This is a genomic window from Pseudomonas synxantha BG33R, assembly GCF_000263715.2.
Classification (GTDB): Bacteria; Pseudomonadota; Gammaproteobacteria; order Pseudomonadales; family Pseudomonadaceae; genus Aquipseudomonas; species Aquipseudomonas synxantha_A.
Genome location: NZ_CM001514.1, coordinates 2,509,833 through 2,532,327 on the forward strand (window position 1 = coordinate 2,509,833; position 22,495 = coordinate 2,532,327).

The window sequence follows — 22,495 nt, forward strand, 5'->3', positions numbered from 1 at the left end:
ATGGCGGTTTTTTTGAATGTACCGGCGTTGTTTACCGCTCACAGATCTGAAATCTATGCGGCGATTACGGAGCACCCTGGGCGGCCAAATTGAGCTTGCGTAGCCAGGTGCTTATGGCTTCAACGAGTTCTACCTTGCATTCCACCGGCAACCAATGACCGCCGGGTAGGCTTGCCACGGTGAGATCTACGCAGGCCGCCCGCATTGGATCGCCCAGCTGATTACCTTTGATGGTGTTCATCTGATCGTAGTCGCCGTTCACAAACAGTACGGGCAATGACAAGAGGCCGCCATTTAACGCCCGGTGCGCATATTCAATGTTGGCATCGTCGTTTAAATACCAGGCGCAGGGAGCGCGGAAACCCTGCGCCTGGAAACTGCGCACCAATTGCGCGAAGTCTGCCGGCGGCCAGAGTGCAAGGTCTGGCTGGGTGAGGGGGGCCCGGTGCGCTTGGCCGAACCGCCCGCCTTTGCGGGTCACTTCGGCATTCGCTGCAATCTTGCCGATATTCGCCGGATCGCCTCGGCGATAAATCGACGCCAGCGATGCGGCTTTATCCGCATCAAGGTCAGCGACAGCGCACGCAAAGTGTGTGTTGTAGTAGCGGTAATAATCCCATTGACCGTCCGGATACGTGTCCGCCGGGTAGATTGAGCGGTCAACCAGTGGGACGAGCGTTGGCAGCGCGTTAGTGGCGGGGAAGTACGGGACCGAAATCAATACAACACCGCGACTGCGCTGAGGCTCATGAGCGACCAGTTCACCCGCCACGACGCTGCCCCAATCGTGGCCTACCCAAATGGCGGGCCTGCCGCCGAGATGGTCGTGAAGTTCTGCCATGTCGGCCACGATGTTTTCAAGGGTGTACGCCTGCGTGGGCGCGGGTGCAGAAGAACGACCATAACCGCGCATGTCGGGTGCAACGCAGTGCCAGCCTTGTGCTGCGAATGCTTGTATCTGTGCGCGCCAGATCAGACTGAGCTCCGGCCAACCGTGCAGGAACAGCATCAATGGCCCATCTGCCGGCCCCATCTCTACATAGTGCGTCGTATGGCGCGGCGTATTGAGAACACGCGAGGTCAGCTTGGAAGTGGACACAGTCTCTCCTCATGCTACGTCGGCGGATAAACTCGAAGCGGCAACACTATACTGAGCGGTAGGCTTCATGTTTCGTTCCCATTCAGCGCTTCCAGCGTTCGAGGCAAGGTCTTGCGTGTGAATGAAATTTATCCAAGGTGGAATGCTTTTTCAGTACATACACTCAGGGAAGAGCGAAAGGCGGCAATAGCAGTCGCGTTTTTCAACACAGGTGCATTGAGGATCAAGTATGTTGAATGTTGACCAGCCCCCCACAACCACACGCGAACCCAGTGAATACGGAGGGCGTTCACTGCCGCTTCTCGTTTATGCTCGCTGAGAACCAGATATGACCACGTTCCCAGGCACCAGAGTGCTCCTGGTTGAAGACGAGGGCACCATCGCCATGTTGATCGAGGAAATGCTCGAAGACCTGGAGTGCACCGTAGTCGCCTCCGTGGCCCAACTCGCAAAGGCGATACACGTGGCAGGGGTGGTGGATGTCGACTTGGCGATCCTCGACGTGAACCTGGCTGGAGAATATGTCTTCCCAGTGGCGCGGATTCTGCGCGCACGCCACATTCCGTTTTTGTTCAGTACGGGCTACGGCGGCAGTGGCCTGCCGGAAGAGTTCAGGGGCTGTCCGGTGTTGCATAAGCCATTTGCGGAACAGGATCTGCGGTTGAAAATTGCGCTGACGCTGGAGTCTTAGGTAAGACCCACGGTATTGCGCAGGTAACGGGCCGGTGAGGTGCCCAGGGTTTTACGAAACATCGTGATGAACGAGCTGACTGACTCGTAGCCGAGCGCTTCAGCGGTTCTCTGCACTGATTGCCCTTCGGCCAGGCTTTGCAGGGCGACGATGATCTGCCATTGCTTGCGCCATTGTCCGAAGGTCAGGCCGGTTTCGGCTTTTACCAGGCGGGCCAGCGAGCGTTCACTCATGGCCACGTGGCTTGCCCAGTTCGCCATGGTGGCGCGGTTGGCGGGATCTCGCGCCAGGGCTCGGGCGATGGTACGCAACGGGTTTGAGGCGGGTAGAGGCAGGTAGAGTTGTTCGGTGGGGGCCAGTTCAAGCGCTTCGAGCAGTACGTGGGCCAATCGAGCAGTGCGTGAATCGGCCGGGTAATCCTGAGCCTGGCCGCTCAGGTGCAGTATCAGCTCAAGGATCAATGGCGACAGCGCCAAGGTACAGCAGCGATCCGGCAGCGATGCAGCGCCGGGCTCCACGAACAGAAAACACACCTGCCCGTTGGCTGTCACGCGGTTGCTATGGGCGACGCCCCCCGGAATCCACACGCCGAACCCTGACGGCACCATCCACACGCCATCTTCCACCGTACACACAATGCCACCGCAACACGCCACCACCAGTTGCCCCTTGCGGTGCTTGTGTACGGCAGACTCGCTGTCGTTGCGCTGGGGTTCCAGCATCAGCGCTACGGCGGGCTGGGACAGGGTGTCGTACTCAAACTGATCGACGTGGATTTCGGCCATGCAAGGTCATCCAAGGTTGTCCGGATTTGATTATATTTTGGCAGTGTACTCAATATCGGCAGTGGCAGTAATTCCCTAGCATCACCTACAAGCCTTGCCTTCCTTGGGCGGGCGACTGCTAGAACCTTCCGAATCCCGGTGCTTGCCATGCTTAGCGAAATCTCGATTGCCAACCTCTACTTTCCACCCTTGTTGATCTACCTCGGTGCGTCCCTCCTGGCCTACCGGCTGCTCGAACGCCTGGCCGGTCGCTGGCTGGACCGAGCGTGGCACCCGGCGCTGGCGCGTTTTTTCGTCTCGCTCATCGTCGTGTCGACGATGGTCGTCCATTGCTGAGCGAGGCCGCGCATGTCTATCGTCAAACTGCTTAAAACTGCCGCCACCGTGGGGCTTGGCGTGCTGGCCCTGGTGTTTTGCCTGCAACTCTGGCGGGCTTACGTGCTGGCGCCCTGGACGCGGGATGGGCGGGTGAGTGCGCAGGTGATCCGCATTGCGCCCGAGGTGTCCGGCCAAATCGATCAGTTATGGGTCAGCGACAACCAATGGGTAGCAAAGGGTGCTTTGCTCTATCGCATCGATACGCGTGCTTATCGATTGACCCAGCAGCAGCGCGCAGCGCAATTCGCAGAAGCGCGGAGTGTGTTCGAGCAGCGCAGTGCGCAGTTCAAGCGGCGCGCGCAACTGGGCGGCGCCATCGCCCGGGAAGAGATCGACAACGCAGCGCGTGACTTGGCCGTGGCCCAAGCACGTTTGGACGCGGCACGCAGCCAGTTGGCCCAGGCCCAGCTCGACCTTGACCGAACGACTGTGCGTTCGCCAGTGGACGGCTACGTCACGCAACTGCGGTTGCAGCCTGGTGACTATGCGCAGGCGGGTGCTACCAACCTGTTCGTGGTCGACGCTCATAGTTTCTGGATCACGGGCTATTTTGAAGAGACCAAGCTGCCGGGTGTACTCATCGGCGCACCGGTGTCGATCAAGCTGATGGGCTTTGACCCGCTGCTGCAAGGCCACGTAACAAGCCTGGGCAGAGGCATTGCCGACACCAATGAGTTGCGCAACGACAGCGGCTTGCCCCAGGTGAGCCCGACCTTCAGTTGGATTCGTCTGGCCCAGCGAGTGCCCGTGCGCATCGAGTTGGACAAGGTGCCGGACGGGGTAGAGTTGGCGGCGGGCATGACCGCCAGTGTCGAAGTGACGCAGCCGGGCGCCGCAGCGCGCTGGCGACTCACCCAATGGTTGCAGGCGTTCATGTGATGACTGGCCTGGCGACACGCTTGTTCGCGGCGATACCTCGGCCCTGGACGTCTGCGACGTTGGCCTACGTGCTGCGCAGTATCCTGGCGGCAAGCCTGGCACTCTGGCTTGGCTTCCAACTGCATCTGGATTCGCCATTCTCGGGTGCGTCCACGGTGTTGTTGCTGGTGCAGCCCATCCAAGGGGCAGTGCGAGGCAAGGGTGTGTACCGGATGCTGGGCACCCTGGTCGGCATGGTCGCAGCCTTTGTGCTGATGGGGCTGTTCGCGCAACAGATGCTGTTGTTCATACTGGGCGTCGGTATATGGCTGGGCCTGTGCGTCGGTGCAATGACGGTTTTGCGTCATTACCAGGCCACCGCAGCAGTGGTGGCGGGCTATACGGTGTGTTTGGCGCTGGGCCCTGCCATCGTCGCCCCGGAGCAGGGCTTCGACCACATCATCACCCGTGGCACGGCGGTAGCGCTCGGCGTGCTCAGCTTGAGCCTGGTAGCGACGCTGTTCAGCGCCAAGACCATGGCGCATAAAGTTCGAAGCTCGCTCGTCGACGCCTGCGCGCGCAGTGCCCGGTTGCTCGCGGCAAGCCTTGTGGGCGAAGAGCCTGCGCAGCTGGCGACACAACGGCACCAGCTCGCGATCGATATCAGCAAGGTGGACGACCAGCTTGGGCTCGGCCGTGGCGAATCGTCGCTGATCCGCTCGCGGCAGCTGGCGATTCAGGCCGGCCTGGCGCATCTGCAGTCGGCTGTGCTCGACGTGCACCCGGACGACCCCGACCCCGCAATCGACCCCGCGTTGCGCGCCCGCATAAGCACAGGCTTGCAGCAACTGAGTGAATGCCTGGCGCAGGCTCGCTGCGACTTTCGCGCCGCGGCCGCGACACTGGAGCAACTGCGTCGCTGGGTGGAGGATTGCGCCCACTCAAGCCCACACCTGCGGTTGCGCAGCGAACGCTTGGACGACCAACTGGCGGACTTGGGCGAGGCCCTGTTGAACTTCGCCAGCCTCGACCAGGCTCGCCGCGCACCGGTACGCGCCGTGGGGTATCACCGCCATTACGCGGATGCGGCGCGAAACGGCATCCGGGCACTGCTCGCCATACTGAGTGCGGGTGCGATCTGGTATTTCAGCGGCTGGGATCAAGGGCCCACATTACTGGCGGTGCTGGGGCCGTACTGCACCTTGGTGGCGACAGCTGCCGCGCCAGCCCAAGGTATCAGCGGTTTTATCCGCGGCACGCTCTACGCGATTGTGGCGGCGGCGCTGTGCAAATTCCTGTTGATGCCACAGATCAACGGCTTCCCTCTGTTGTTGCTGGTCATGGCAGGCTTCTGGTCGTTCGGCATCCATGCCACGAGCCAGCCGCGCCATGCCCTGCAAGGGGTTGCCTACCTGATCGGCTTCAACACCTTGGTCAGCACCGGCATGACCGCCACCTACGATTTCGTCGGTTTCGCCAACCAGGCGCTGGCCTGGATCGTGGCGATGATTGTGTGCCTCCTGGCGTTTCAGATCCTGCCCAAAGATCCAGCCAGGCAGATACGCGCATTGACACGTGCGCTGCACCGGCACACACGCCTGCTGTTACGCCAGGCACGTACAATCGATCATGCTCAATGGCAAGCGGAGCAACAACACCGGTTAGTTACGTTGAAGAGTTTGCTTGGCGCTGATCACCCGCACGCTGACCCGGCGGGCTACTTGTCGCTGCAACTGAGCAAGCAATTGAATCGGCTACAGCGCAAAGCCAGCGGTATTGAGCCGGCATCTCCCGTGGCCCGATGCGTGCAAAGCGGTGCGCGGCGGGTTGCACGATATGCCCATCATCCCGCGATCGGCGCCGCACAGGCGCGGCGCACATCCCGGTCGTTGAGCAGGCTTGGTGCGCCTCATCTGGCGAGCGGATATCAGCACTTGGCGCAGCTGCTGGAGCAATACGCGAACCTGGTGCTTTAGGGCTAACATGAGTCAATGCTCATGCTCAGCGCTTACTGCTAACTTGCCGGACACCCTATCTATGAGAGATCTGCCGCCCACCGCGACCTTGCGCGCTTTCGAAGCCGCCACTCGCCACCCGACCTTTACCGCGGCCGCGCAGGAGTTGCACGTGACCCAGAGCGCGGTCAGCCACCAGCTCAAACACCTGGAAGCGCTGTGGGGCCTGGCGTTGTTCGAGCGTGGCCAGTCGTTACGCCTGACCCCGGCGGGGGCTACGCTGGCGCCCATCGTGCGCGAATTCTTCATGAGCCTGGAGGCGACCCTGGCCGACCTGCGCGAGCAAAAGGGCAGGGTACGGCTCAAGGTCAGCACCACTTATTCCTTTGCCTTGAAATGGCTGCTGCCACGCTTGCCGAACCTCGCTCGCCAGCACCCCGAGCTGCTGGTTGCGCTGGACACCACGGACGACGTCATCCACTTTTCCGACGCCCAAGCGGATGTCGCGGTCCGGCTGGGCAAGGGGAATTACCCGGGCCTGTATTCGGAGTTTTTGTTCGGCGAGCAGGTGTTTCCCGTGGCCAGCCCCGAACTGTTGCGGCGCCTTGGCACCCCGGGCAGCCCCGCCCATTTATTGGACTTCCCGCTGCTGGCCCGCGATGGCGCCGAGCTGGCACCGAAATGGGAGGTCTGGTTTCAAGCCGTGGGGCTGGCCTTTACGCCGCTCAGGGAAAGCGTCAGGTTTGGCGATACCAACATGACCGTCGAGGCGGCCTTGCTCGGCCATGGCATCGCGTTGGTGCGCAGCGGGCATGTGGAGCAGGAAATAAGTGACGGACGCCTGGTGCGCCTGTTCGATGTGCCGTTCCCGTCACCGCTTGCCTACTATTTTGTGTGCCCCAAGGGCATCGAAACCCAGCCGCATATCCTCAGCTTTCGTCAATGGCTGATGAGCGAGGCGCTGAAAGTACAACGGGCGGATCAATGAGGTATGAGTATCTGTTCATGCTGTGATGAGCAGACTTCGCTGTAAGCCGGGGGCTTGGCTTGCCTAAGATGGCGCATGCCTACTCATATCATCTTCCTGGTGCTGTTCGCCGCACTGCTTCATGCCAGCTGGAACGCGCTATTGCGTGGTGGTGCCGACCGGCTATGGTCGATGACTGTCATGTGCATGGCCATTGCCTTCACCAGTCTCATCGCCGCTACGTTCATGGTGACGCCGGCGATTGAGAGCTGGGGCTATGGAGTGCTTTCGGCGTTGCTGCATGTTGGTTACAACCTGTTCCTGGTGCGCAGCTACCGGGTGGGCGACCTGGGGCAGATCTATCCGATTTCCCGGGGCTCGTCGCCGGCGCTGATTACCCTGGGGGCTGCGGTATTTGCCGGAGAACGCATCGCCCCCGACGAGTTGCTGGGGATTGCACTGGTGTCAGGCGCGATTATTTCCTTGGCTTTCAGCGGGCGTCGGTTATCGGTTCCCAGCCTGCCTTATGCGCTGGGAACGGGCTGTTTCATCGCGGCCTATAGCGTTGTCGACGGCATTGGCGCCAGGCTCTCCGGTGCGCCGCTGGCCTATACCGTATGGATGTGTGCACTGTGGGGCGTGATGATGCCTGCGGTGTACATCGGCCTGCGCGATGCCCGCAGCTTATGGAGCGCTCGGCCCGGTACATTGGCCGCAGTGGTCGGCGGGCTGGTGTCTTTGCTGGCCTATGCAATTGTGATCTACGCGATGAACGAAGCGCCGTTGGGCGCGGTATCGGCATTGCGCGAAACCAGCGTGTTGTTCGCGATGTTGATTGGCTACTTTTTTCTTGGCGAAACCCTTACCGCGCGCAGGGTCCTGGCGTGCGTGGTGATCGCCAGCGGCACCCTCATCATCGGCTGATACAGCCATCTCCCAAGGAGGTATTTTCAATGATTGACGTCTCGCAGGCACCGCTGATCCTGATCACCGGAGGCAGTCGCGGAGTGGGTGCCGCGACCGCCCGGCCATCGACCGCAGGTTCGGGCGCCTCGACGTACTGGTCAATAATGCCGGCGTGCTGGCGACTCAGTCGCGTCCGGAGGATCTGAGCCTGGAGCGCATGCAGCGCATCTTCGCGGTCAACGCCATCGGCCCGCTGCCCGTGTGGTTAAAGGTGAGCAACTGGTAGAACGGTGCCGGGCCCTGGAGGTTGCTTACACTGGCCCTGAAGCCTCGGTTGTTTCACTTGAGGCGAGTGTGGCAGAGGTTGAACGCGCGATAGATGATCTTGAGCAGGCGCTGTTGAGTTTTCAGCAGGGTGGGGCGTGAGCCGTATGGTCTGGTTCAAGCGGAGGTGAGGCAGTTGGTGTAGGAAATTTCTGTGGGTGCTATTGCTGCAGTGCAGGCAGAGTGCTTGTATGCTTGCGCCCAGAAACCGGTGGCCTCTGTAAGTGCCGACGTTCGAATGATGGCTGGACTGGAAACCGGACTTCCTTAAGGTGCTGACGTGAAGCGCGATACCCGCCTTGTGATGCTTTTGCTGTTGGTGATTGGTTGCTCCCTGACCTCGTTGACGATCTGGAAGGTTCTGTCTTCGCGTGAGCGCGCGCTGGCGGAAGTGGATGTGCATGGTTTGAACCTGACCCAGGCACTCAATACCTATACCGAAGGTATCGTCCGGCAAAGCGCGCTGTTGTTGCTGGGCCTGGTCGAGCGCCTCGAAACCGAAGGCAGTGGCCCGGTGCAAATCGAGCGTATCCATGCGCTGATCAACCGCCAGCAGCCGCTGATGCCGCAGCTCAGTGGCATCACGGTGTATGACCGTCAGGGCGGCTGGTTGATGTCCTCCAACCGGCGGATTCCAGAGGGGGCCAATAGCAGCGATCGCGCCTATTTCATTCATCATCGTGACGATCCGAGCCCCGAGCCGTTCATTGGCCCACCGATTCAGAGCCGTGCCAATCAGGAATGGGTGGTTACCGTCAGCCGTCGATTCAATGATGCATCGGGCAATTTTGCCGGGGTGGTCGCGGTGACGCTGGGGGTGGAAAACTTTCTGCGCGTGTTCGGCAAGCTTGACGTTGGCCAGGAGGGTGCCATCGGCTTGTCCTATACCGACGGCACGTTGCTGGTGCGCTATCCCTTCCGTGAACAGGACATGGGGCGCAATTTTTCCAAGTCGCCTATCTACGCCAAGTATTTCGATCAGCCTTTTGGCACCACCGCGCATACCTCCAGCCTGGATGGTGTGGAGCGGTTGTATGCCTTTCGCAAAAGCGAAACGCTGCCGTTGATTACCACCGTCGCGCTGGGCAAGCATGAAGCCCTCGCGGCGTGGCGCATCGAGGCGGTACTGTCAGCCGTCGTGGTGGCGGGCTTGCTGGGGCTGACCGGGCTGATCGGCTGGTTCCTGATCCTGGATATTCGCCGGCGAACCGCGGCGGAAGAGGCGCTGCGCGTCGCCCAGCAACAGTTGCTCGATTCCAATCGTCAATTGGCGTTCCTGGCGATGAAGGACGCGTTGACCGGTTTGGCGAACCGCCGTTGTTTCGATGAAACACTGGCCCTGGAAGCACGCCGGACGCAGCGTGAAGGTACCTCGCTGGCGTTGCTGATGATCGATATCGACCATTTCAAACGCTACAACGATGCCTTCGGTCACGTGGTTGGCGACACTTGCTTGCAGAAGGTCAGCAGGCTATTGGAACGATGCGCGCGACGGCCGTCAGACCTGGTGGCGCGGTATGGCGGTGAGGAAATGGCGATCATCATGCCCGGCACCGACAGCCAAGGCGCGGCGGTGGTCGCGCAACGGATCCTTGACTCGCTGCAGCACGAAAACATCACGCACCCAGGCAGCCCGTTCGGTTACGTCAGTGTGAGTATCGGCATTGCCACGGGCACGGGTTCGCGTCTGGAGCCGGCGCTCGGATTGATCGAGGCGGCTGATCAGGCGCTTTACTCAGCGAAGGCTGCGGGACGCAATGGATTGTCCTTGCACGCCACGGGGCCTTGATTGTCTGCTCTAACCTCACATCCCCAGCGTCGGAATCATCACTTCACCACACTCCATGAGTTGGCCCGCCGTCACTTCCAACTGCGCAGTGGGCTTGGCCGCATAGCCAGCGATGAAGCCGGCGCTTAGCAGTACAAGGTATAGGGCGGCTTTTCTCAGAATCATGCGAGTGGTGCTCAAGTCAGGTCGAAAGGTGATGCACAGATTGTGTATTCAAGAAAAGGTTCCTGAACAAGGCGTCAACGCGTTAACTGATCGCCAATAGGCAAGCGCCGAACACGCATGCCGGTGGCCGCCGCAAGGGCATTTCAACTCCTGGCCGATGCGCCGGGTTGGAGTAATCAGGGCAGTGGGTCAAATAAGCCATCAGGCGCCCAGCCCATCACTGTTTCAAGGTGATCGGTGTGTTCGTCCCGTTGCTCTCTGAGTGCGATAAAACCGTGCTTCTTGTAGAAGTGGAGGCTGGGAACATTCTGCGAATACACGCTCAGTTGAAGTGAGGTTCTGGCTGCCTGCGCGTCCTTGAGCAGTTGTGTACCGATACCACTGCCCTGATGCTCAGGCGCGACAAACAGCGCCGCCAGGGTGTCTTGATATACGCAACTGAAGCCCAGCACTTTCCCGTCGGCTTCAAACACACGGGTCACGGCGCTGGGCAGGTAGACCTCGCGCATGGCGCCCAGTTGGTCATGCCAGAAGGCGGGGTCGATAAAGTGGTGGGCCAGGACGGACGCGTGCAGCCAAATATCCAGGACGGGTTCCAGGTCGGCAGGTTGAAAGTGGCGAATCATAGTGCCTCAGTGTTTGAGTGAGCAGGCCGAACCCTGGCGAGGCCGGCGCCGCCGCGCTTGAAGGCTCCCGCTGCTGCGATGGTGAGTAGGCGGCGAAAAGTCGGGCATTGTGCGTGGTTGGGGGCAGGGCAGGCGGCCGCATGGCGCAAGCCCCGGCTCATCGCCTGCAGGTGTTTGACCGTGGCATCAATCTCGTCGGCCTTGGTCAGCAGCACCGCTCTATCCACATTGGCTTGGCCATTGGGTGACAGCATGGCGTGTATCTCGTCCAGCGACAGGCCACCCGCCTGCCCGAGGGCGATGACCGCCAACTGCTCAACGACCGCTGCTGCGAAATGACGGCGAGCACCGGGCGGGCTGGTCGATGTAATCAACCCCTTCTTTTCATAAAAACGCAGCGTATGGGCAGCGATGCCCGTGCGTTTGACGACCTCGGTGATATCCATAGACAGACCATTGACTTGAAGTTGACTTCAACTTCTATGATGCCTGCGCAGGTTGAATGGGTCCATGACTAAGAGGTAGGTATGACAGCGCTGGAAGGGGTTGCACAGGTGGTGTTGTTGGGGGCAGGGGCCACCGTGGTGATGGATGTGTGGATGCTGCTGATGAAGGTGCTTGGCGTTCCGACCCTGAATTTTGCGTTCGTAGGCCGTTGGGTCGGCCATGCGTGCCGGGGGCGATTTGCGCATTCAAGCATTGGGCAAGCGCATCCCGTTCGAGGTGAAGCAGCCCTGGGTTGGATCGCGCACTACGTCACCGGAGTGGTGTTCGCGTGGGTGCTGGTGTGGATTGAAGGCGATGCCTGGTTGCTGGCGCCGACCTTTGTACCTGCACTGGCGTGGGGTGTGGTGACAGTGGCCGTTCCGCTGTTTGTGATACAGCCGGCCATGGGGGCCGGGTTTGCGTCGTCCAGGACGCCGACGCCAGGCAAGAACCGACTGCGCAGCCTGATCAACCATGGCGTGTTTGGTGTGGGCCTTTACCTGGCGGCGTGGGTGATCGCCTGGGCCTGGGCCTGATGCAGATCAGCGCAGGAATTTGACGTACACGCACTCGGGGTCGTCTTCGTCGAGGTTCTCGATCTGCCCGCTGGGTATGAATCCAGCCTTTGTCATCAATGCCTGGGAAGCGCGGTTGGAGGCATTGGTGGAGGCGAACAACTTCGGCGTCTTGCAGGCCGCCTCGGCCGCCGCCAGCAGGCGCAGGGCCACACCCTGGCGCTGGCAGGTCGGTGATACCACCACAAGGGCAATAAAGCCGTGATCGAAGAAGTCGTGGGTGAGCACCAGGTACCCGGCGCACGCGTGGTCGCTGACTGCCACCAGGCATTGCTGGTTAACCACGGCGTCGTGGATAAATACGCGGCGGTGGGCATGGGCAGCCGCGTAGGCGTCCAGTTCAACCAGGGCGTGTACGTCGTCGGGTTGGGCCTGGCGGATCAGCCACTCTGTGGCGGTGGGGGGGCGGTGTTCAGTCATGGGCGTTCTGGTTTTTTCTTCCACGTGGCGAGTGCCGGCTTCACGTTCATGTATGAGTCCCTAGCGCATAGGGATAGCACATTTTTATTACGCAACGGTAGGCGCGTGCTTGCTCGTGAAAAACTCTCAGGCGCCGTGTTCATTCAGAAAGTACGCGTCAGCGTTGACGATTTTCGCGAGCAAGCTCGCTTCTACAACAAAAAGGGAAATCTGTCGGCAACGGTTATCCGATTTTATGAAAATTGCTCTGAACTATCGCGCTCGGCACGCCCTCGCAACAGTATCCATACACAGGAGGGAATCCGATGAACCACTACCCAAAACCACCCTTCAATCCCCAGCAGCAGCCCGTTCCGGGCGACCAGCGCAAGATGGACCCGGTGCCGGATTGCGGTGAGAAAAGCTACAAAGGCTCGGGGCGCCTGGCCAACAAGATTGCGTTGATCACCGGCGCCGACAGCGGTATCGGGCGTGCGGTGGCGATTGCCTTTGCTCGCGAAGGCGCGGACGTCGCGGTGTCGTACCTGGACGAGCATGAGGACGCCAAGGAGACCGCTCGCTGGGTCGAAGCGGCAGGGCGCCAATGCCTGTTGCTGCCCGGCGACCTGGGCGATGCGGCGCAGTGTAGGGCGATCGTCAATGACACCGTCGAGAAGTTCGGTCGTATCGATGTGCTGGTCAATAACGCTGCGTTCCAGATGACCTATAAATCCCTGGAAGATATTCCCGACGAGGATTGGGTGAAAACCTTCAACGTCAATATCACGGCGATGTTTCGCATCTGCAAGGCAGCGCTGCCGCATATGGCGCAAGGCAGTTCGATCATCAACACCTCGTCGGTCAATTCCGATATGCCCAACCCGACTCTGTTGCCCTATGCGGCCACCAAGGGTGCCATTGCCAACTTCACCGCCGGCCTTGCGCAGATGCTGGGCGAGCGTGGAATTCGGGTGAACAGCGTAGCGCCGGGGCCGATCTGGACGCCGTTGATCGTGTCGACCATGCCCGAGGAGTCGGTGAAGGATTTCGGTGGCAACACGCCACTGGGCCGCCCAGGCCAACCGGTGGAAGTGGCGCCCATCTATGTGTTGCTGGCGTCGGATGAAGGCAGTTACATCTCTGGCGAACGCTATGGCGTGACGGGGGGCAAGCCGATTCTTTGAATCGGCACATCCCCCTGATTCAAGCAGCGTTAAAATGTGAAAGGGGGCTTGCCCCCGATAGCCATGGGTATCTACACAACTTTTTTAGCCACTGCCGACGCTAACCACGATGCGAAGCGAGCCGCTCTTGATCTTGCTCTTGATCTGCTTTTGATCTGAGGCGCCCCGTTAAACCACGCTGGCCGGAATTCGACAGGGATTTGGGGGGTAAACCGGCAGGGATGCCGGTTTAGCCGCCCCGCGCCATGGATGGCGCGTGGCGGCGGCCCCCCAAATCCATGGCGGATTACGGGCACACCGAGCCTAAGCGAGGTGCCGAGTGGTGGGGCAAGAGCGTTTGGTTACTTTGCGCTTTTCAAAGTGACCCGCTGTAAAAGCGGAACCAATAGCAGCCGTTACCTAAATAACGGATATGTACTCGGTCTGATCCAACATCCTGGTCAACTGTCAGGTCGCCATCGGGGGCAAGCCCCCTCCCACAGGTCCGGCGTCACACCAAAGGTGTGTAGACACCCATGCCCCCGATAGCGACAAACCAGTCCACGCTTTGTTGACTGACACGCCCCGGACGGGGCGTGTCTTTTTTGTAGGAGCGAGCTTGCTCGCGAAAGACTCACAAGCGCCACGTCCCTTCAGGTTTACGCATTATCGTTGACGTTTTTCGCGAGCAAGCTCGCTCCTACGTTCTCATCGCCCGCCGTATACGCATCCACTCTCGATAAGCCGCAGTCCGCTGCGCATCCGCAAGCTTCTTCGCCTCCGTGAAGCGCGCCCAGGTCGTTGCATCGCCGCTGTAGTGTTCGATGATGTTATACGCCTGCGCATCCAGTCGATCCGCTTCGAAAAACATCTGGGTGTTCTGCGCAATCTCCTCATCCCACCTTTGACTGATTGTGTAATCCAGCACCTGACTGTTCATTGTGTGACACCCTCCGCCCACTGAATTTCTTCTGCCCCGCACCAGCGCACATCGGTAATGCCGTATTTTTCCGCCATCGGCTTGGACACGCGCTTGAGGTTGTTTTGACCGAACCTGGGAATGACCGCCACGCCGGCATCGCAACTGGCCCAATGCCATGCTTCAGCATTGTTCATGCGTGCCGTACGCACGATAAAGGACCTCGGCTCGCCGTGAAGTTGATACTTGATGGTAAATAGCTCGTTGGTTTTCATGAGGCCTCCCTATGCTCATGAACTACAGATAATTGACGTCAAAAAAAATTCAAAGAACTTGTCGGGCAATTCGATGGGGGGCTGGCAGCGCTGTGGAAGTCAGTCATCCACGGTAAATTTTACCCACCCAGCTCCGTCAGCTGGCCGCTCTATTTCAGCGATTACACCGCCGAAAGAGGTGCCGTCTGGCAAGTTCACCATGACGAAATTGGGATGGCCGGGCCACTCCAGTGGAGTGTCAAAGTCCAGGCGAACCAGGGTTGGTTTACCACTCCCTGTCAGATTTACGTCAACGTGTTCGTTGAGGCGTTCATCTGCTTGGGTTCCGAGGTGACGCGAAGCCGTGATGATGCTGGCGGGGCCTTGATAATCGTAAGACATGTTGCAATACCTCATGCGAAGGGCGGCGGATGCAGCCGTGTTCCTGTGAGGCAAGCGCTGGTCAGTGATTGTTCAATCCAGATGACTCGGCATCAACGACAACGCCGTGATAGGTGCACCTTCGTGCATGGCAAGCCTCGTTGTGTTTTGCGTTTACTCCACGGAGGAGAGGCGCGACGATTGTCGCGAAACCACCATGTCTTCCAGGATTTCCCGAACGAGCCGATTGATCCCTGGCTCGCCGTGATACTGGGCACGGTTGATGTTGGCGATGGTGAACTGGTTGGCATCGGGCGCGAGCACCGTCACCGACAGGCTGTTATCCGGATTGATCGTGCAGGAGACACGGCAGTTGCACAGCCGCCTCGCAAGCGCGCGCTGGATTTGCGCTTTGGTCAATGTGTCCATGGGGTCACCGGATAGCAGGCCTTAACGGATCAAGGGTAGCTCAGATTGGTCGTGCGTAAAGGCTAGCGAGTTGATGGCAAGCCACTCGTCAGTCGCTGAGGCTGCGCGTTGAACATATGGGCGGTTGCGCCAGCCTGATACAGCATAGGCTGATGCATCACCCAAACATCGCTAGGGGAATCTCATGAAGAAGTTATATATGTGCCTGGGCTTGTGCAGTGTGTTCATGCTGCACGGTTGTTTTGACAGTTCCGATAACACCACCAAAGACAACACCAGCGGCAGCAAGTCTTCGGTGCAGATGCAGGAAGGCAAGGCGGACGAAAGCAAGTAGAGGTCCCCGGGCCAAATGTGAGAGGGGGCCTGCTGCCGATATAGGTGTGTCAGTCAATATAACTGTGACTGAGCCACCGCCATCGGGAGCAAGCCCCCTCCCACAGTTCATGCATCACTCAGCGCATATGCAGGATGATCGGGCTGCTGCTCGCCGGGTCTGTATGCCCGCGCAATTTGCTCACCGCTTTTGCATCGACCGCGCCACCGTTGTTGCCCCAGGTGCCACGCACGTAGCTCAGCACGTCGGCGATTTCCTGATCGGACAGCTGCTCACGAAACGCCGGCATCCGGTAGGCGTCCGGCATTCCGGCCGCCACCACGCGCTGCGAGCCGTTGAGGGTGATGTTGATCGCCGAGGCGCTTTCCTTGGCCAGTGCCGACGTGGCGCCGGCCAGGGGCGGCATCCATTCGGGCTGGCCTTTGCCGTCGAGGCCGTGGCAGGAGGCGCAGCGGGTCGCGTAAGTGTGGGCGCCGGGCACATCCTGGCTCGCTGTCACCGCCTGATACTGCCAGGGGCTGCCATCACGCTGCGGGTCACCGGGCAGTGATTTGAGATAGCGGGCGATAGCAGCCAAGTCCTCGTCCTGCATGAACTGCGTGGAGTTGTTGAAGGCTTCGGTCATCGAGCCGTAGACCACAGCATGGGCATTGCGCCCAGTCTTGAGGAACTGCACGATCTGCGCTTCGCTCCAGCGGCCCAGGCCGGTGTTGGGGTCCTGGCGCAGGCTGGGTGCGTACCAGCCATCAAGCAGCGCTCCGGAGAGGAACGGCGCGCCGGATTCGTCCAGGGCTTTCTCGTTGAAGGCCAGGCCACGCGGTGTGTGGCAACTGCCGCAGTGGCCGGGGCCCTGGACAATGTAGGCGCCACGGTTCCACAGAGCGTCCTGGTCGGGCTTGGCGGCGTAAGTGGCAATGGGCGCAAACACGCCATTCCACAGGGCGATGGGCCAGCGCAGGTTGAGCGGCCAGGGAATATCGCTGGGGATGTTCGGCTGGTTGGCCGGTTGCACGCCCTTCATGAAAAACGCATACAGCGCCTTCACATCGTCGTCGCTGAGCTTGACGTAAGACGGGTAGGGCATGGCCGGGTACAGCCGACGGCCGCCCGGTGCGACACCCTGGCGTACGGCGCGATCAAAGTCGGCCAGGCTGTAGGTGCCGATGCCATGCTCGCGGTCGGGGGTGATGTTGGTGGCGTGGATCGCCCCCAGAGGCGTGGCCATTTCCAGGCCACCGGCGAAAGGCTGCTTGCCGGCCAGGCTGTGGCAAGCCACGCAGTCACTCACCCGCGCGACGTATTCGCCGCGACTGACCAAGGCAGGGTCGAAACTGGTGGCCTGTTGCTGTTCAAACGGCGAGGCGGGCTCGCGGGTGACGTACCAGGCCAGCAGGCCTGCGGCGACCAGGCAGGGCAGCGCCAGCCAGCCTGCGGTTCTTGCGAATCGGCGGTTGTTCATGGGCGTTCCCTGTGGGTTAACTGAAGGTGTGGCGGCTCAACGGCAAGCTGCGGATGCGCTGGCCGGTCAACTGTGCCACCGCATTGACCACCGCCGGTGCCACGGCGGGCAATGGCGGTTCACCGATGCCTCCCATCTTTTCGCCGCTCTCGACGATCTTCACGTGCACCTGCGCCATACGTGAGGGCGGCAGGATCGGATACAGGTCGTAGTTACGCGCCCGTGGCATACCGTCCACGTACACCGCTTCCTCCAGCAACGTTTGCGAGAGCCCCAAGGCTACCGCGCCGCTGACCTGGGCTTGAATGATCGCCGGGTTGACGATGCTGCCCGGGTCGATGGCCTCCCAGATATGGTGGACCTTGACCTGGCCGTTCTCTATCGACACTTCGGCGACTACCGCCGCGTGAGAGCCAAAGGGCGAAGCCATGGCCACCCCGCGTGCACGGCGTGTGCCGTCTTCGGCGGTGTAGGGGCCACGCTTCCAGCCACCGGACAGCTCACCCACCGCTTGCAGCAAGGTGGTCAGCCGCGGGTTGTCGCGCAGCAGGTGCAGGCGCAACTCATACGGGTCGTGGCCGCCCTTGTCCGCCAGCTCATCCAGGAATGATTCGTAGAAAAAATCGTTAAGGGAATTACCCACTGAACGCCAGTAGCCGAGCATGGGCGCGCCCTTGACGTAGATCTGCGCGATGCGCTTGTTGGGGATTGCATAACTCTTGCCCGACAGGCCTTCCAGGGCGGTGGGGTCGATCTGCTCGCCCTGTTTGCCACTGAGGGCTTCGGTAGGGCCTTCGGTGGCACTCACCGCTTCGATGGCTACCGGCAGGCCCTTGTCGTCCAGCGCGGCACGAAACTTCACCACGGCGAGCGGGCGCAACACATCGCGCAGGAACTCTTCTTCACGGCTCCAGATCAGCTTGATCGGGCGGCCGACCGCCTTGGCCAGCGCGATAGCCTGCGGGTACGGATTAGCCGAGTCATACAGGAAATGCCGACCAAAAAAGCCCCCCAGCAGCGGGGAGTGCAGGGTGATTTGCTCGGTGGCGAGGCCGGTGCGCTTGGCAATGTCGGCGCGGAACATGTCCGGCGCCTGGTTGGGCAGCCACACCTCAAGCGTGCCGTCGGGGTTGAAGCGCGCCAAGGCTGAAGGCGGCTCCAGCTGGGCATGGTTGAGGTATTGGTTATGGTAGGTGGCTTCGACCCGAGTCTTGGCGCCAGCCAGGGCGCCGGCCACATCGCCCTGGTTTTCGTCATCGCGGGCCGGGCCCTGTTGGGCGGCGAGGAAGTCGCGGTATTTGTCGCTGGAAAAATCCGCCGGCATCGCCCGTACGGCCGAGTCGGCAGCGGCTTCCTGCCATTCAACCTGGATGGCCTCCACCGCACGCTTGGCGTGCCACCAGCGTTCGGCCACCACCGCCACGGCGCCTGGCAAGGTATGAACCGAATGCACCCCCGGCATGGCCTCGACCTGGGCCTGGTTACGCAGGCTGCCCACGCTCATGCCCAGGCGCGGCGCGTGCTGGACGGCGGCGTGGAGCATGTTGTCGAGTTTAAGGTCGATGGTGTAAAGCGCCTTGCCGGTGGATTTGTCATAGGCATCCAGGCGTTTGACCGGCTTGCCGATCCAACGGAACTGGCTAGGGTCGCGCAGGGTGATGGTAGCGGGGTCGGGCACCGGCATATCGAGGGCACGACCGGCCAGTTCACCGTAGCCCACGGAGCGGCCGGACGCGGCGTGTACCACGCGGCCAGGCTGGGTGGTCAGCTCGCTGAGCGGCACGCGCAGTTGCTCGGCGCCGGCCTGCATCAGCATGGCGCGGGCGAGGGCGCCGAGGCGGCGCATGGTCGGGTAGCTCATGCGCACCGACATGCTGCCGCCGGTGATGCGCAGGCCGTTTTCCATTACCACGTAGGCTTCACCCGGCGGGGCCGCTTCGACGATAAAAGTGGCGGGGTCGGCATCCAACTCTTCGCCGATGATCTGTGCCATGGCGGTATGGGTGCCCTGGCCGCCTTCCATGAAGGGGCTGAGCAGGCGCACGCTACCGTCCGGGCGAATTTCCAGGAACGCCGGCACTTGGGTGCCGCGTTCAGCAGCGCCGGTGGCGGCCTGCACCCGCGACGAGCCCAGGGGCAAGCCAAAGCCGATGACCAGCGCACCTACGGCGGTACTGGCGAGAAAGCGCCGACGCGACAGGTTGATCGGCTCGTCCAATTTAACGCCGGGCAGAATCTCGGACATATTCATCAGGCGGTCTCCTTCCCGGCGGCCAAGCCATCCATGGCAGCATGGATGGCGTTGTAAGTGCCGCAGCGGCACAGGTTGACCATTGCCGCATCGATCTGCGCTTGCGACGGAGCGGGGGTGTGCTTGAGCAGCGCGGTGGCCGCCATCACCTGCCCGGACTGGCAGTAGCCGCACTGCGCCACCTGATGCTCGACCCAGGCCGAGACCACGCGTTTGCCTACTTCATCGGCCTCGATGGCTTCGATGGTGGTGATCTCGAGACCGACCACCCCGGCTACCGGCGTCACGCACGAGCGCACCACATTGCCGTCCACCAGCACCGAACAGGCGCCGCACTGGGCCAGGCCGCAGCCGTACTTGGTGCCGGTCAGGCCCAGGTTGTCGCGGATCACCCACAACAACGGCGTGTCTGCCTCGGCCTCGACTTGATAGGCCTTTTGGTTAATACGTAATTCCATGGCTGGCTCACCTGCTGATCATCGGTTGGTGCTGCAAAATTCTTATAGGAACGGTGCGACTGTACGTCGCCCATCGTCGAACTCTAGACCACCGCGCAACAGCTATCTATGCAATCGACTTCAAGTTCAGAGGATCAGGCAAGAATTCAACAGGATTGGGTCACTGTCCTCTGTAGGAGCGAGCCTTCATCAGCCGCCAGTGAATTGAAACCCGCCCGACAGTTTTTCCTTCAAATACCCCACCAGCACCGTCACGGACCTGGGCACATGGGGCGAGTAGGGCCGAATCAGATAAATTTCATCGGCAAACGCGCCCTTGAGCGTCCAGCCCTTCAACACCTGTACTAACTTGCCGCTGGCCAGGGCAGCATGCGCGCTGAAGTCCGGCAGCAAGGCGACGCCCAGGTGATTGAGCGCCGCGTCGCGCAAGGCCTCGCTGTTGTTGGTGGAAAAGCTGCCGGCGATGGGCACGGTGGTGCGCTCGATATTTTTGCTGCCGCGCTCGAAGGTCCAGGCCGGCTGGTCGCTGCCCCGTGGGTAGTAAAGGCAGTTGTGGGCGCCCAGGTCTGCCGGGGTTCGCGGTTCACCGTGGCGTTGCAGGTAGTCCTGGGTAGCCACCAGCACTGAGGTGGTATCGCACAGCTTCCACGCCACATGCGTCTCCGGCACCTGGAAACCGTGGCGCACCGCCAGGTCGTAGCCTTCGGCCGCCAGTGAGCTCAAGGCGTCGGACACGTCTAGCTGGATGCGCACTTGCGGGTACTGCTGCAAAAAGCCGGAAAGGTGCGGCACCAGTTGTTGCCGGGCAAACGCCACGGGGGCGGTCAGGCGCACCAGGCCGCGAATTTCGCCGGCGGAGTCGCGCACCGACGAGAAGCTGCGGGCAATCTGCGCATAGGCACTGCGCACTTCGCGGGTCAAAGACAACCCGGCTTCGGTCAATCGCACGCTGCGGGTGGTGCGGGTCACCAGGCGCGTACCGGTGGCTTTCTCCAGATCGGAGATGCGCTGGCTGACCGCCGATTTGCTCACCCCCAACCGTGCCGCAGCGGCGGTGTAGGTGCCTTGTTCTTCCAGCACCGACAGCCAGTGGATATGGGTCCACAGCCCTTCGATCTCAGCCTTTTCCATGAGTGTATTGTTCGCATAAAAGGACAATAAGTTCTGGATTCTGCTCTGGTTTGGAACAAATCGAAAGCCTATCGTGTGTCCCAACGCTACCCACCTGGGATCCATTGCCATGACCACGACCATCGAGCACTACATCAACGACCAGCGCGTGAGCCGCGATGATCGCTATCAGGACGTCTATAACCCGGCCACCGGTGACGTCACCGCGCGCGTGGCCCTGGCCAGCCGCCAGACCGTAGGCGAAGCCGTCGCTGCCGCCCAGTCTGCATTCGCCGGCTGGGCCGACACCCCGCCGATCCGCCGCGCCCGCGTGTTGTTTGAATACCTGCACCTGCTGCGTGAGCGCAAGGATGACTTGGCGCGCATCATTGTCGCCGAGCACGGCAAGGTCTTTACCGACGCCCAGGGCGAAGTCGACCGTGGCATCGACATTCTCGAATTTGCCTGCGGCATTCCCAACCTGCTCAAGGGCGAGCATTCCGACCAAGTCTCCCGTGGCATGGACAACTGGACCATGCGCCAGCCGCTGGGCGTGGTGGCCGGCGTGACGCCGTTCAACTTCCCGGTGATGGTGCCGATGTGGATGTACCCGATCGCCATCGCGGCGGGCAACACCTTCATCCTCAAGCCAAGCCCCACCGACCCGAGCGCTTCGTTGTTCATGGCCGAGTTGCTGCGTGAAGCGGGCTTGCCCAAAGGCGTGTTCAACGTGGTGCAGGGCGACAAGGAATCGGTGGATGCGCTGATCGAACACCCAGAGGTCAAGGCTGTGAGCTTTGTCGGTTCCACGCCGATTGCCCAGTACATCTATGAGAGCGGCGCCCGCAACGGCAAGCGCGTACAAGGCCTGGGCGGAGCGAAAAACCACATGGTGGTGATGCCCGATGCCGATATCGAGCGCACCGTCGATGCACTGATGGGCGCTGCCTACGGTAGCGCCGGCGAGCGCTGCATGGCCATCTCGGTGGCGGTGCTGGTGGGGGACGTGGGGGATAAGGTCATCGCCGCCTTGAGCGAGCGCGCCAAGACGCTGCGCATCACCGATGGCCGTGACTTGAAAGCCGAGATGGGCCCGATTGTTTCGCGGGCCTCGCTGGAGCGCATCAGCGGCTATATCGAGCAAGGCGTACAGGCCGGCGCGCAATTGCTACTCGACGGTCGTGATTACGTGCCAACCGAGCCTGGCCTGGAAAACGGCTTCTGGCTTGGCGCTACGCTGTTCGACCACGTGACCCAAGACATGAGCATCTACCGCGAAGAAATCTTCGGCCCGGTGCTGGCCTGCGTGCGCGTCAACGATTTCGCCGAAGCGGTGAAGCTGGTCAACGACCATGAGTTCGGCAACGGCGTCAGTTGCTTCACCCGCGACGGCAACATCGCCCGCGAATTCGCGCGGCGCATCGAAGTGGGCATGGTCGGCATCAACGTGCCGATTCCGGTGCCGATGGCCTGGCATGGTTTTGGCGGCTGGAAGAAGAGCCTGTTTGGCGACATGCATGCCTACGGCACTGAGGGTGTGCGTTTCTACACCAAGCAGAAGTCAATCATGCAGCGTTGGTCAGAGAGTATTGAACAGGGTGCGGAGTTTGCGATGCCGGTGTCGAAGTAAGGTCTCACGAGCACTGTAAGTCCAAGTGTGGGAGGGGGCTCGCCCCCGATAGCAGAGTGTCAGTCAGTCTCTATGTGACTGAAACACCGCTATCGGGAGCAAGC

Annotated in this window: 25 protein-coding genes and 1 pseudogene; 12 read left to right on the forward strand and 14 right to left on the reverse strand. The window is 61.1% G+C overall.

The window, feature by feature from the left end:
• Nucleotides 1–64 precede the first annotated feature (64 nt).
• Nucleotides 65–1,099, reverse strand: a complete 1,035-nt coding sequence (locus PSEBG33_RS15935; protein WP_005787347.1) for an alpha/beta hydrolase — start codon at nucleotides 1,097–1,099, stop codon at nucleotides 65–67.
• Nucleotides 1,100–1,427: 328 nt separating this feature from the next.
• Between PSEBG33_RS15935 and PSEBG33_RS15930 the strand changes: the two genes are divergently transcribed.
• Nucleotides 1,428–1,790, forward strand: coding sequence for a response regulator (locus PSEBG33_RS15930; RefSeq protein WP_005787350.1), 363 nt, complete (start codon nucleotides 1,428–1,430; stop codon nucleotides 1,788–1,790).
• Here the strand turns inward: PSEBG33_RS15930 and PSEBG33_RS15925 are convergent.
• The gene (locus PSEBG33_RS15925; RefSeq protein ID WP_005787352.1) at nucleotides 1,787–2,575 is read right to left on the reverse strand and encodes an AraC family transcriptional regulator; all 789 of its coding nucleotides are present in this window, start codon (nucleotides 2,573–2,575) and stop codon (nucleotides 1,787–1,789) included. The two genes, PSEBG33_RS15930 and PSEBG33_RS15925, sit on opposite strands and share 4 nt — an antisense overlap.
• Nucleotides 2,576–2,722: 147 nt before the next feature.
• Here PSEBG33_RS15925 and PSEBG33_RS15920 point away from each other — a divergent pair, with 147 nt between their 5' ends.
• The 7 genes and pseudogenes from PSEBG33_RS15920 to PSEBG33_RS15895 all read left to right on the forward strand — a co-directional run bounded on the left by PSEBG33_RS15920 (nucleotide 2,723) and on the right by PSEBG33_RS15895 (nucleotide 9,752).
• A complete protein-coding gene (locus PSEBG33_RS15920) occupies nucleotides 2,723–2,911 on the forward strand; it encodes a DUF1656 domain-containing protein (RefSeq protein ID WP_005787355.1) in 189 nt (62 codons plus the stop codon).
• A gap of 12 nt (nucleotides 2,912–2,923) precedes the next feature.
• Complete coding sequence (locus tag PSEBG33_RS15915; RefSeq protein ID WP_005787357.1) at nucleotides 2,924–3,832, forward strand: HlyD family secretion protein; 909 nt, start codon at nucleotides 2,924–2,926, stop codon at nucleotides 3,830–3,832.
• The gene (locus tag PSEBG33_RS15910; protein WP_005787359.1) at nucleotides 3,832–5,787 is read left to right on the forward strand and encodes an FUSC family protein; all 1,956 of its coding nucleotides are present in this window, start codon (nucleotides 3,832–3,834) and stop codon (nucleotides 5,785–5,787) included. Before PSEBG33_RS15915 ends, PSEBG33_RS15910 begins: the two co-directional genes overlap by 1 nt.
• 61 nt (nucleotides 5,788–5,848) lie before the next feature.
• The gene (gene gcvA, locus PSEBG33_RS15905; protein WP_005787360.1) at nucleotides 5,849–6,754 is read left to right on the forward strand and encodes a transcriptional regulator GcvA; all 906 of its coding nucleotides are present in this window, start codon (nucleotides 5,849–5,851) and stop codon (nucleotides 6,752–6,754) included.
• A gap of 75 nt (nucleotides 6,755–6,829) precedes the next feature.
• Complete coding sequence (locus PSEBG33_RS15900) at nucleotides 6,830–7,657, forward strand: DMT family transporter (RefSeq protein WP_005787361.1); 828 nt, start codon at nucleotides 6,830–6,832, stop codon at nucleotides 7,655–7,657.
• A 29-nt stretch (nucleotides 7,658–7,686) separates the two neighbouring features.
• A pseudogene (locus tag PSEBG33_RS29530) lies at nucleotides 7,687–7,895 on the forward strand (SDR family NAD(P)-dependent oxidoreductase); the annotation flags it as partial.
• 348 nt (nucleotides 7,896–8,243) lie between these two features.
• Nucleotides 8,244–9,752 (forward strand): sensor domain-containing diguanylate cyclase, encoded by a 1,509-nt coding sequence (locus PSEBG33_RS15895; protein WP_005787367.1) that lies wholly within the window; start codon nucleotides 8,244–8,246, stop codon nucleotides 9,750–9,752.
• A 15-nt stretch (nucleotides 9,753–9,767) separates the two neighbouring features.
• Here PSEBG33_RS15895 and PSEBG33_RS29535 read toward each other — a convergent pair whose 3' ends face one another.
• From PSEBG33_RS29535 to PSEBG33_RS15885, 3 genes are all read right to left on the reverse strand, one after another.
• Nucleotides 9,768–9,917, reverse strand: a complete 150-nt coding sequence (locus PSEBG33_RS29535; RefSeq protein WP_198287281.1) for a hypothetical protein — start codon at nucleotides 9,915–9,917, stop codon at nucleotides 9,768–9,770.
• A gap of 176 nt (nucleotides 9,918–10,093) precedes the next feature.
• Nucleotides 10,094–10,543: an N-acetyltransferase gene (locus tag PSEBG33_RS15890; protein ID WP_005787368.1), complete on the reverse strand. Its 450-nt coding sequence runs from the start codon at nucleotides 10,541–10,543 to the stop codon at nucleotides 10,094–10,096.
• Nucleotides 10,540–10,989, reverse strand: coding sequence for a helix-turn-helix domain-containing protein (locus PSEBG33_RS15885; protein ID WP_005787370.1), 450 nt, complete (start codon nucleotides 10,987–10,989; stop codon nucleotides 10,540–10,542). Before PSEBG33_RS15885 ends, PSEBG33_RS15890 begins: the two co-directional genes overlap by 4 nt.
• Before the next feature lie 81 nt (nucleotides 10,990–11,070).
• On the opposite strand from PSEBG33_RS15885, the gene PSEBG33_RS15880 reads away from it, so the two are divergent.
• On the forward strand, nucleotides 11,071–11,565 hold the full coding sequence (locus PSEBG33_RS15880) for a DUF2938 domain-containing protein (RefSeq protein WP_005787371.1): 495 nt from the start codon (nucleotides 11,071–11,073) through the stop codon (nucleotides 11,563–11,565).
• A 6-nt stretch (nucleotides 11,566–11,571) separates the two neighbouring features.
• Here PSEBG33_RS15880 and PSEBG33_RS15875 read toward each other — a convergent pair whose 3' ends face one another.
• Nucleotides 11,572–12,024: a GNAT family N-acetyltransferase gene (locus PSEBG33_RS15875; protein ID WP_005787372.1), complete on the reverse strand. Its 453-nt coding sequence runs from the start codon at nucleotides 12,022–12,024 to the stop codon at nucleotides 11,572–11,574.
• A gap of 305 nt (nucleotides 12,025–12,329) precedes the next feature.
• On the opposite strand from PSEBG33_RS15875, the gene PSEBG33_RS15870 reads away from it, so the two are divergent.
• Nucleotides 12,330–13,187: an SDR family oxidoreductase gene (locus PSEBG33_RS15870; protein WP_005787378.1), complete on the forward strand. Its 858-nt coding sequence runs from the start codon at nucleotides 12,330–12,332 to the stop codon at nucleotides 13,185–13,187.
• A gap of 679 nt (nucleotides 13,188–13,866) precedes the next feature.
• Here PSEBG33_RS15870 and PSEBG33_RS15865 read toward each other — a convergent pair.
• The 4 genes from PSEBG33_RS15865 to PSEBG33_RS15850 all read right to left on the reverse strand — a co-directional run bounded on the left by PSEBG33_RS15865 (nucleotide 13,867) and on the right by PSEBG33_RS15850 (nucleotide 15,149).
• On the reverse strand, nucleotides 13,867–14,106 hold the full coding sequence (locus PSEBG33_RS15865) for a hypothetical protein (RefSeq protein ID WP_005787380.1): 240 nt from the start codon (nucleotides 14,104–14,106) through the stop codon (nucleotides 13,867–13,869).
• Nucleotides 14,103–14,360, reverse strand: a complete 258-nt coding sequence (locus tag PSEBG33_RS15860) for a DUF6555 family protein (RefSeq protein WP_005787382.1) — start codon at nucleotides 14,358–14,360, stop codon at nucleotides 14,103–14,105. The genes PSEBG33_RS15865 and PSEBG33_RS15860 overlap by 4 nt, the downstream gene beginning before the upstream one ends.
• A gap of 99 nt (nucleotides 14,361–14,459) precedes the next feature.
• On the reverse strand, nucleotides 14,460–14,741 hold the full coding sequence (locus PSEBG33_RS15855) for a hypothetical protein (protein ID WP_005787384.1): 282 nt from the start codon (nucleotides 14,739–14,741) through the stop codon (nucleotides 14,460–14,462).
• A gap of 153 nt (nucleotides 14,742–14,894) precedes the next feature.
• Nucleotides 14,895–15,149, reverse strand: coding sequence for a hypothetical protein (locus PSEBG33_RS15850; RefSeq protein WP_005787385.1), 255 nt, complete (start codon nucleotides 15,147–15,149; stop codon nucleotides 14,895–14,897).
• A 184-nt stretch (nucleotides 15,150–15,333) separates the two neighbouring features.
• Between PSEBG33_RS15850 and PSEBG33_RS29540 the strand changes: the two genes are divergently transcribed.
• Nucleotides 15,334–15,483: a hypothetical protein gene (locus PSEBG33_RS29540; protein ID WP_005787387.1), complete on the forward strand. Its 150-nt coding sequence runs from the start codon at nucleotides 15,334–15,336 to the stop codon at nucleotides 15,481–15,483.
• A gap of 118 nt (nucleotides 15,484–15,601) precedes the next feature.
• Here the strand turns inward: PSEBG33_RS29540 and PSEBG33_RS15845 are convergent, their stop codons facing one another.
• The 4 genes from PSEBG33_RS15845 to PSEBG33_RS15830 form a co-directional block, all read right to left on the reverse strand.
• Entirely contained in the window at nucleotides 15,602–16,942 is a 1,341-nt protein-coding gene (locus PSEBG33_RS15845; RefSeq protein ID WP_005787389.1) for a c-type cytochrome, read from the reverse strand.
• Nucleotides 16,943–16,958: 16 nt separating this feature from the next.
• Nucleotides 16,959–19,193, reverse strand: a complete 2,235-nt coding sequence (locus tag PSEBG33_RS15840; protein WP_005787391.1) for a xanthine dehydrogenase family protein molybdopterin-binding subunit — start codon at nucleotides 19,191–19,193, stop codon at nucleotides 16,959–16,961.
• The gene (locus PSEBG33_RS15835) at nucleotides 19,193–19,651 is read right to left on the reverse strand and encodes a (2Fe-2S)-binding protein (RefSeq protein WP_005787393.1); all 459 of its coding nucleotides are present in this window, start codon (nucleotides 19,649–19,651) and stop codon (nucleotides 19,193–19,195) included. The genes PSEBG33_RS15840 and PSEBG33_RS15835 overlap by 1 nt, the downstream gene beginning before the upstream one ends.
• A 189-nt stretch (nucleotides 19,652–19,840) precedes the next feature.
• On the reverse strand, nucleotides 19,841–20,782 hold the full coding sequence (locus PSEBG33_RS15830) for a LysR family transcriptional regulator (protein WP_005787401.1): 942 nt from the start codon (nucleotides 20,780–20,782) through the stop codon (nucleotides 19,841–19,843).
• A 109-nt stretch (nucleotides 20,783–20,891) separates the two neighbouring features.
• Between PSEBG33_RS15830 and PSEBG33_RS15825 the strand changes: the two genes are divergently transcribed.
• The gene (locus tag PSEBG33_RS15825) at nucleotides 20,892–22,391 is read left to right on the forward strand and encodes a CoA-acylating methylmalonate-semialdehyde dehydrogenase (protein WP_005787403.1); all 1,500 of its coding nucleotides are present in this window, start codon (nucleotides 20,892–20,894) and stop codon (nucleotides 22,389–22,391) included.
• Nucleotides 22,392–22,495: the final 104 nt, after the last annotated feature.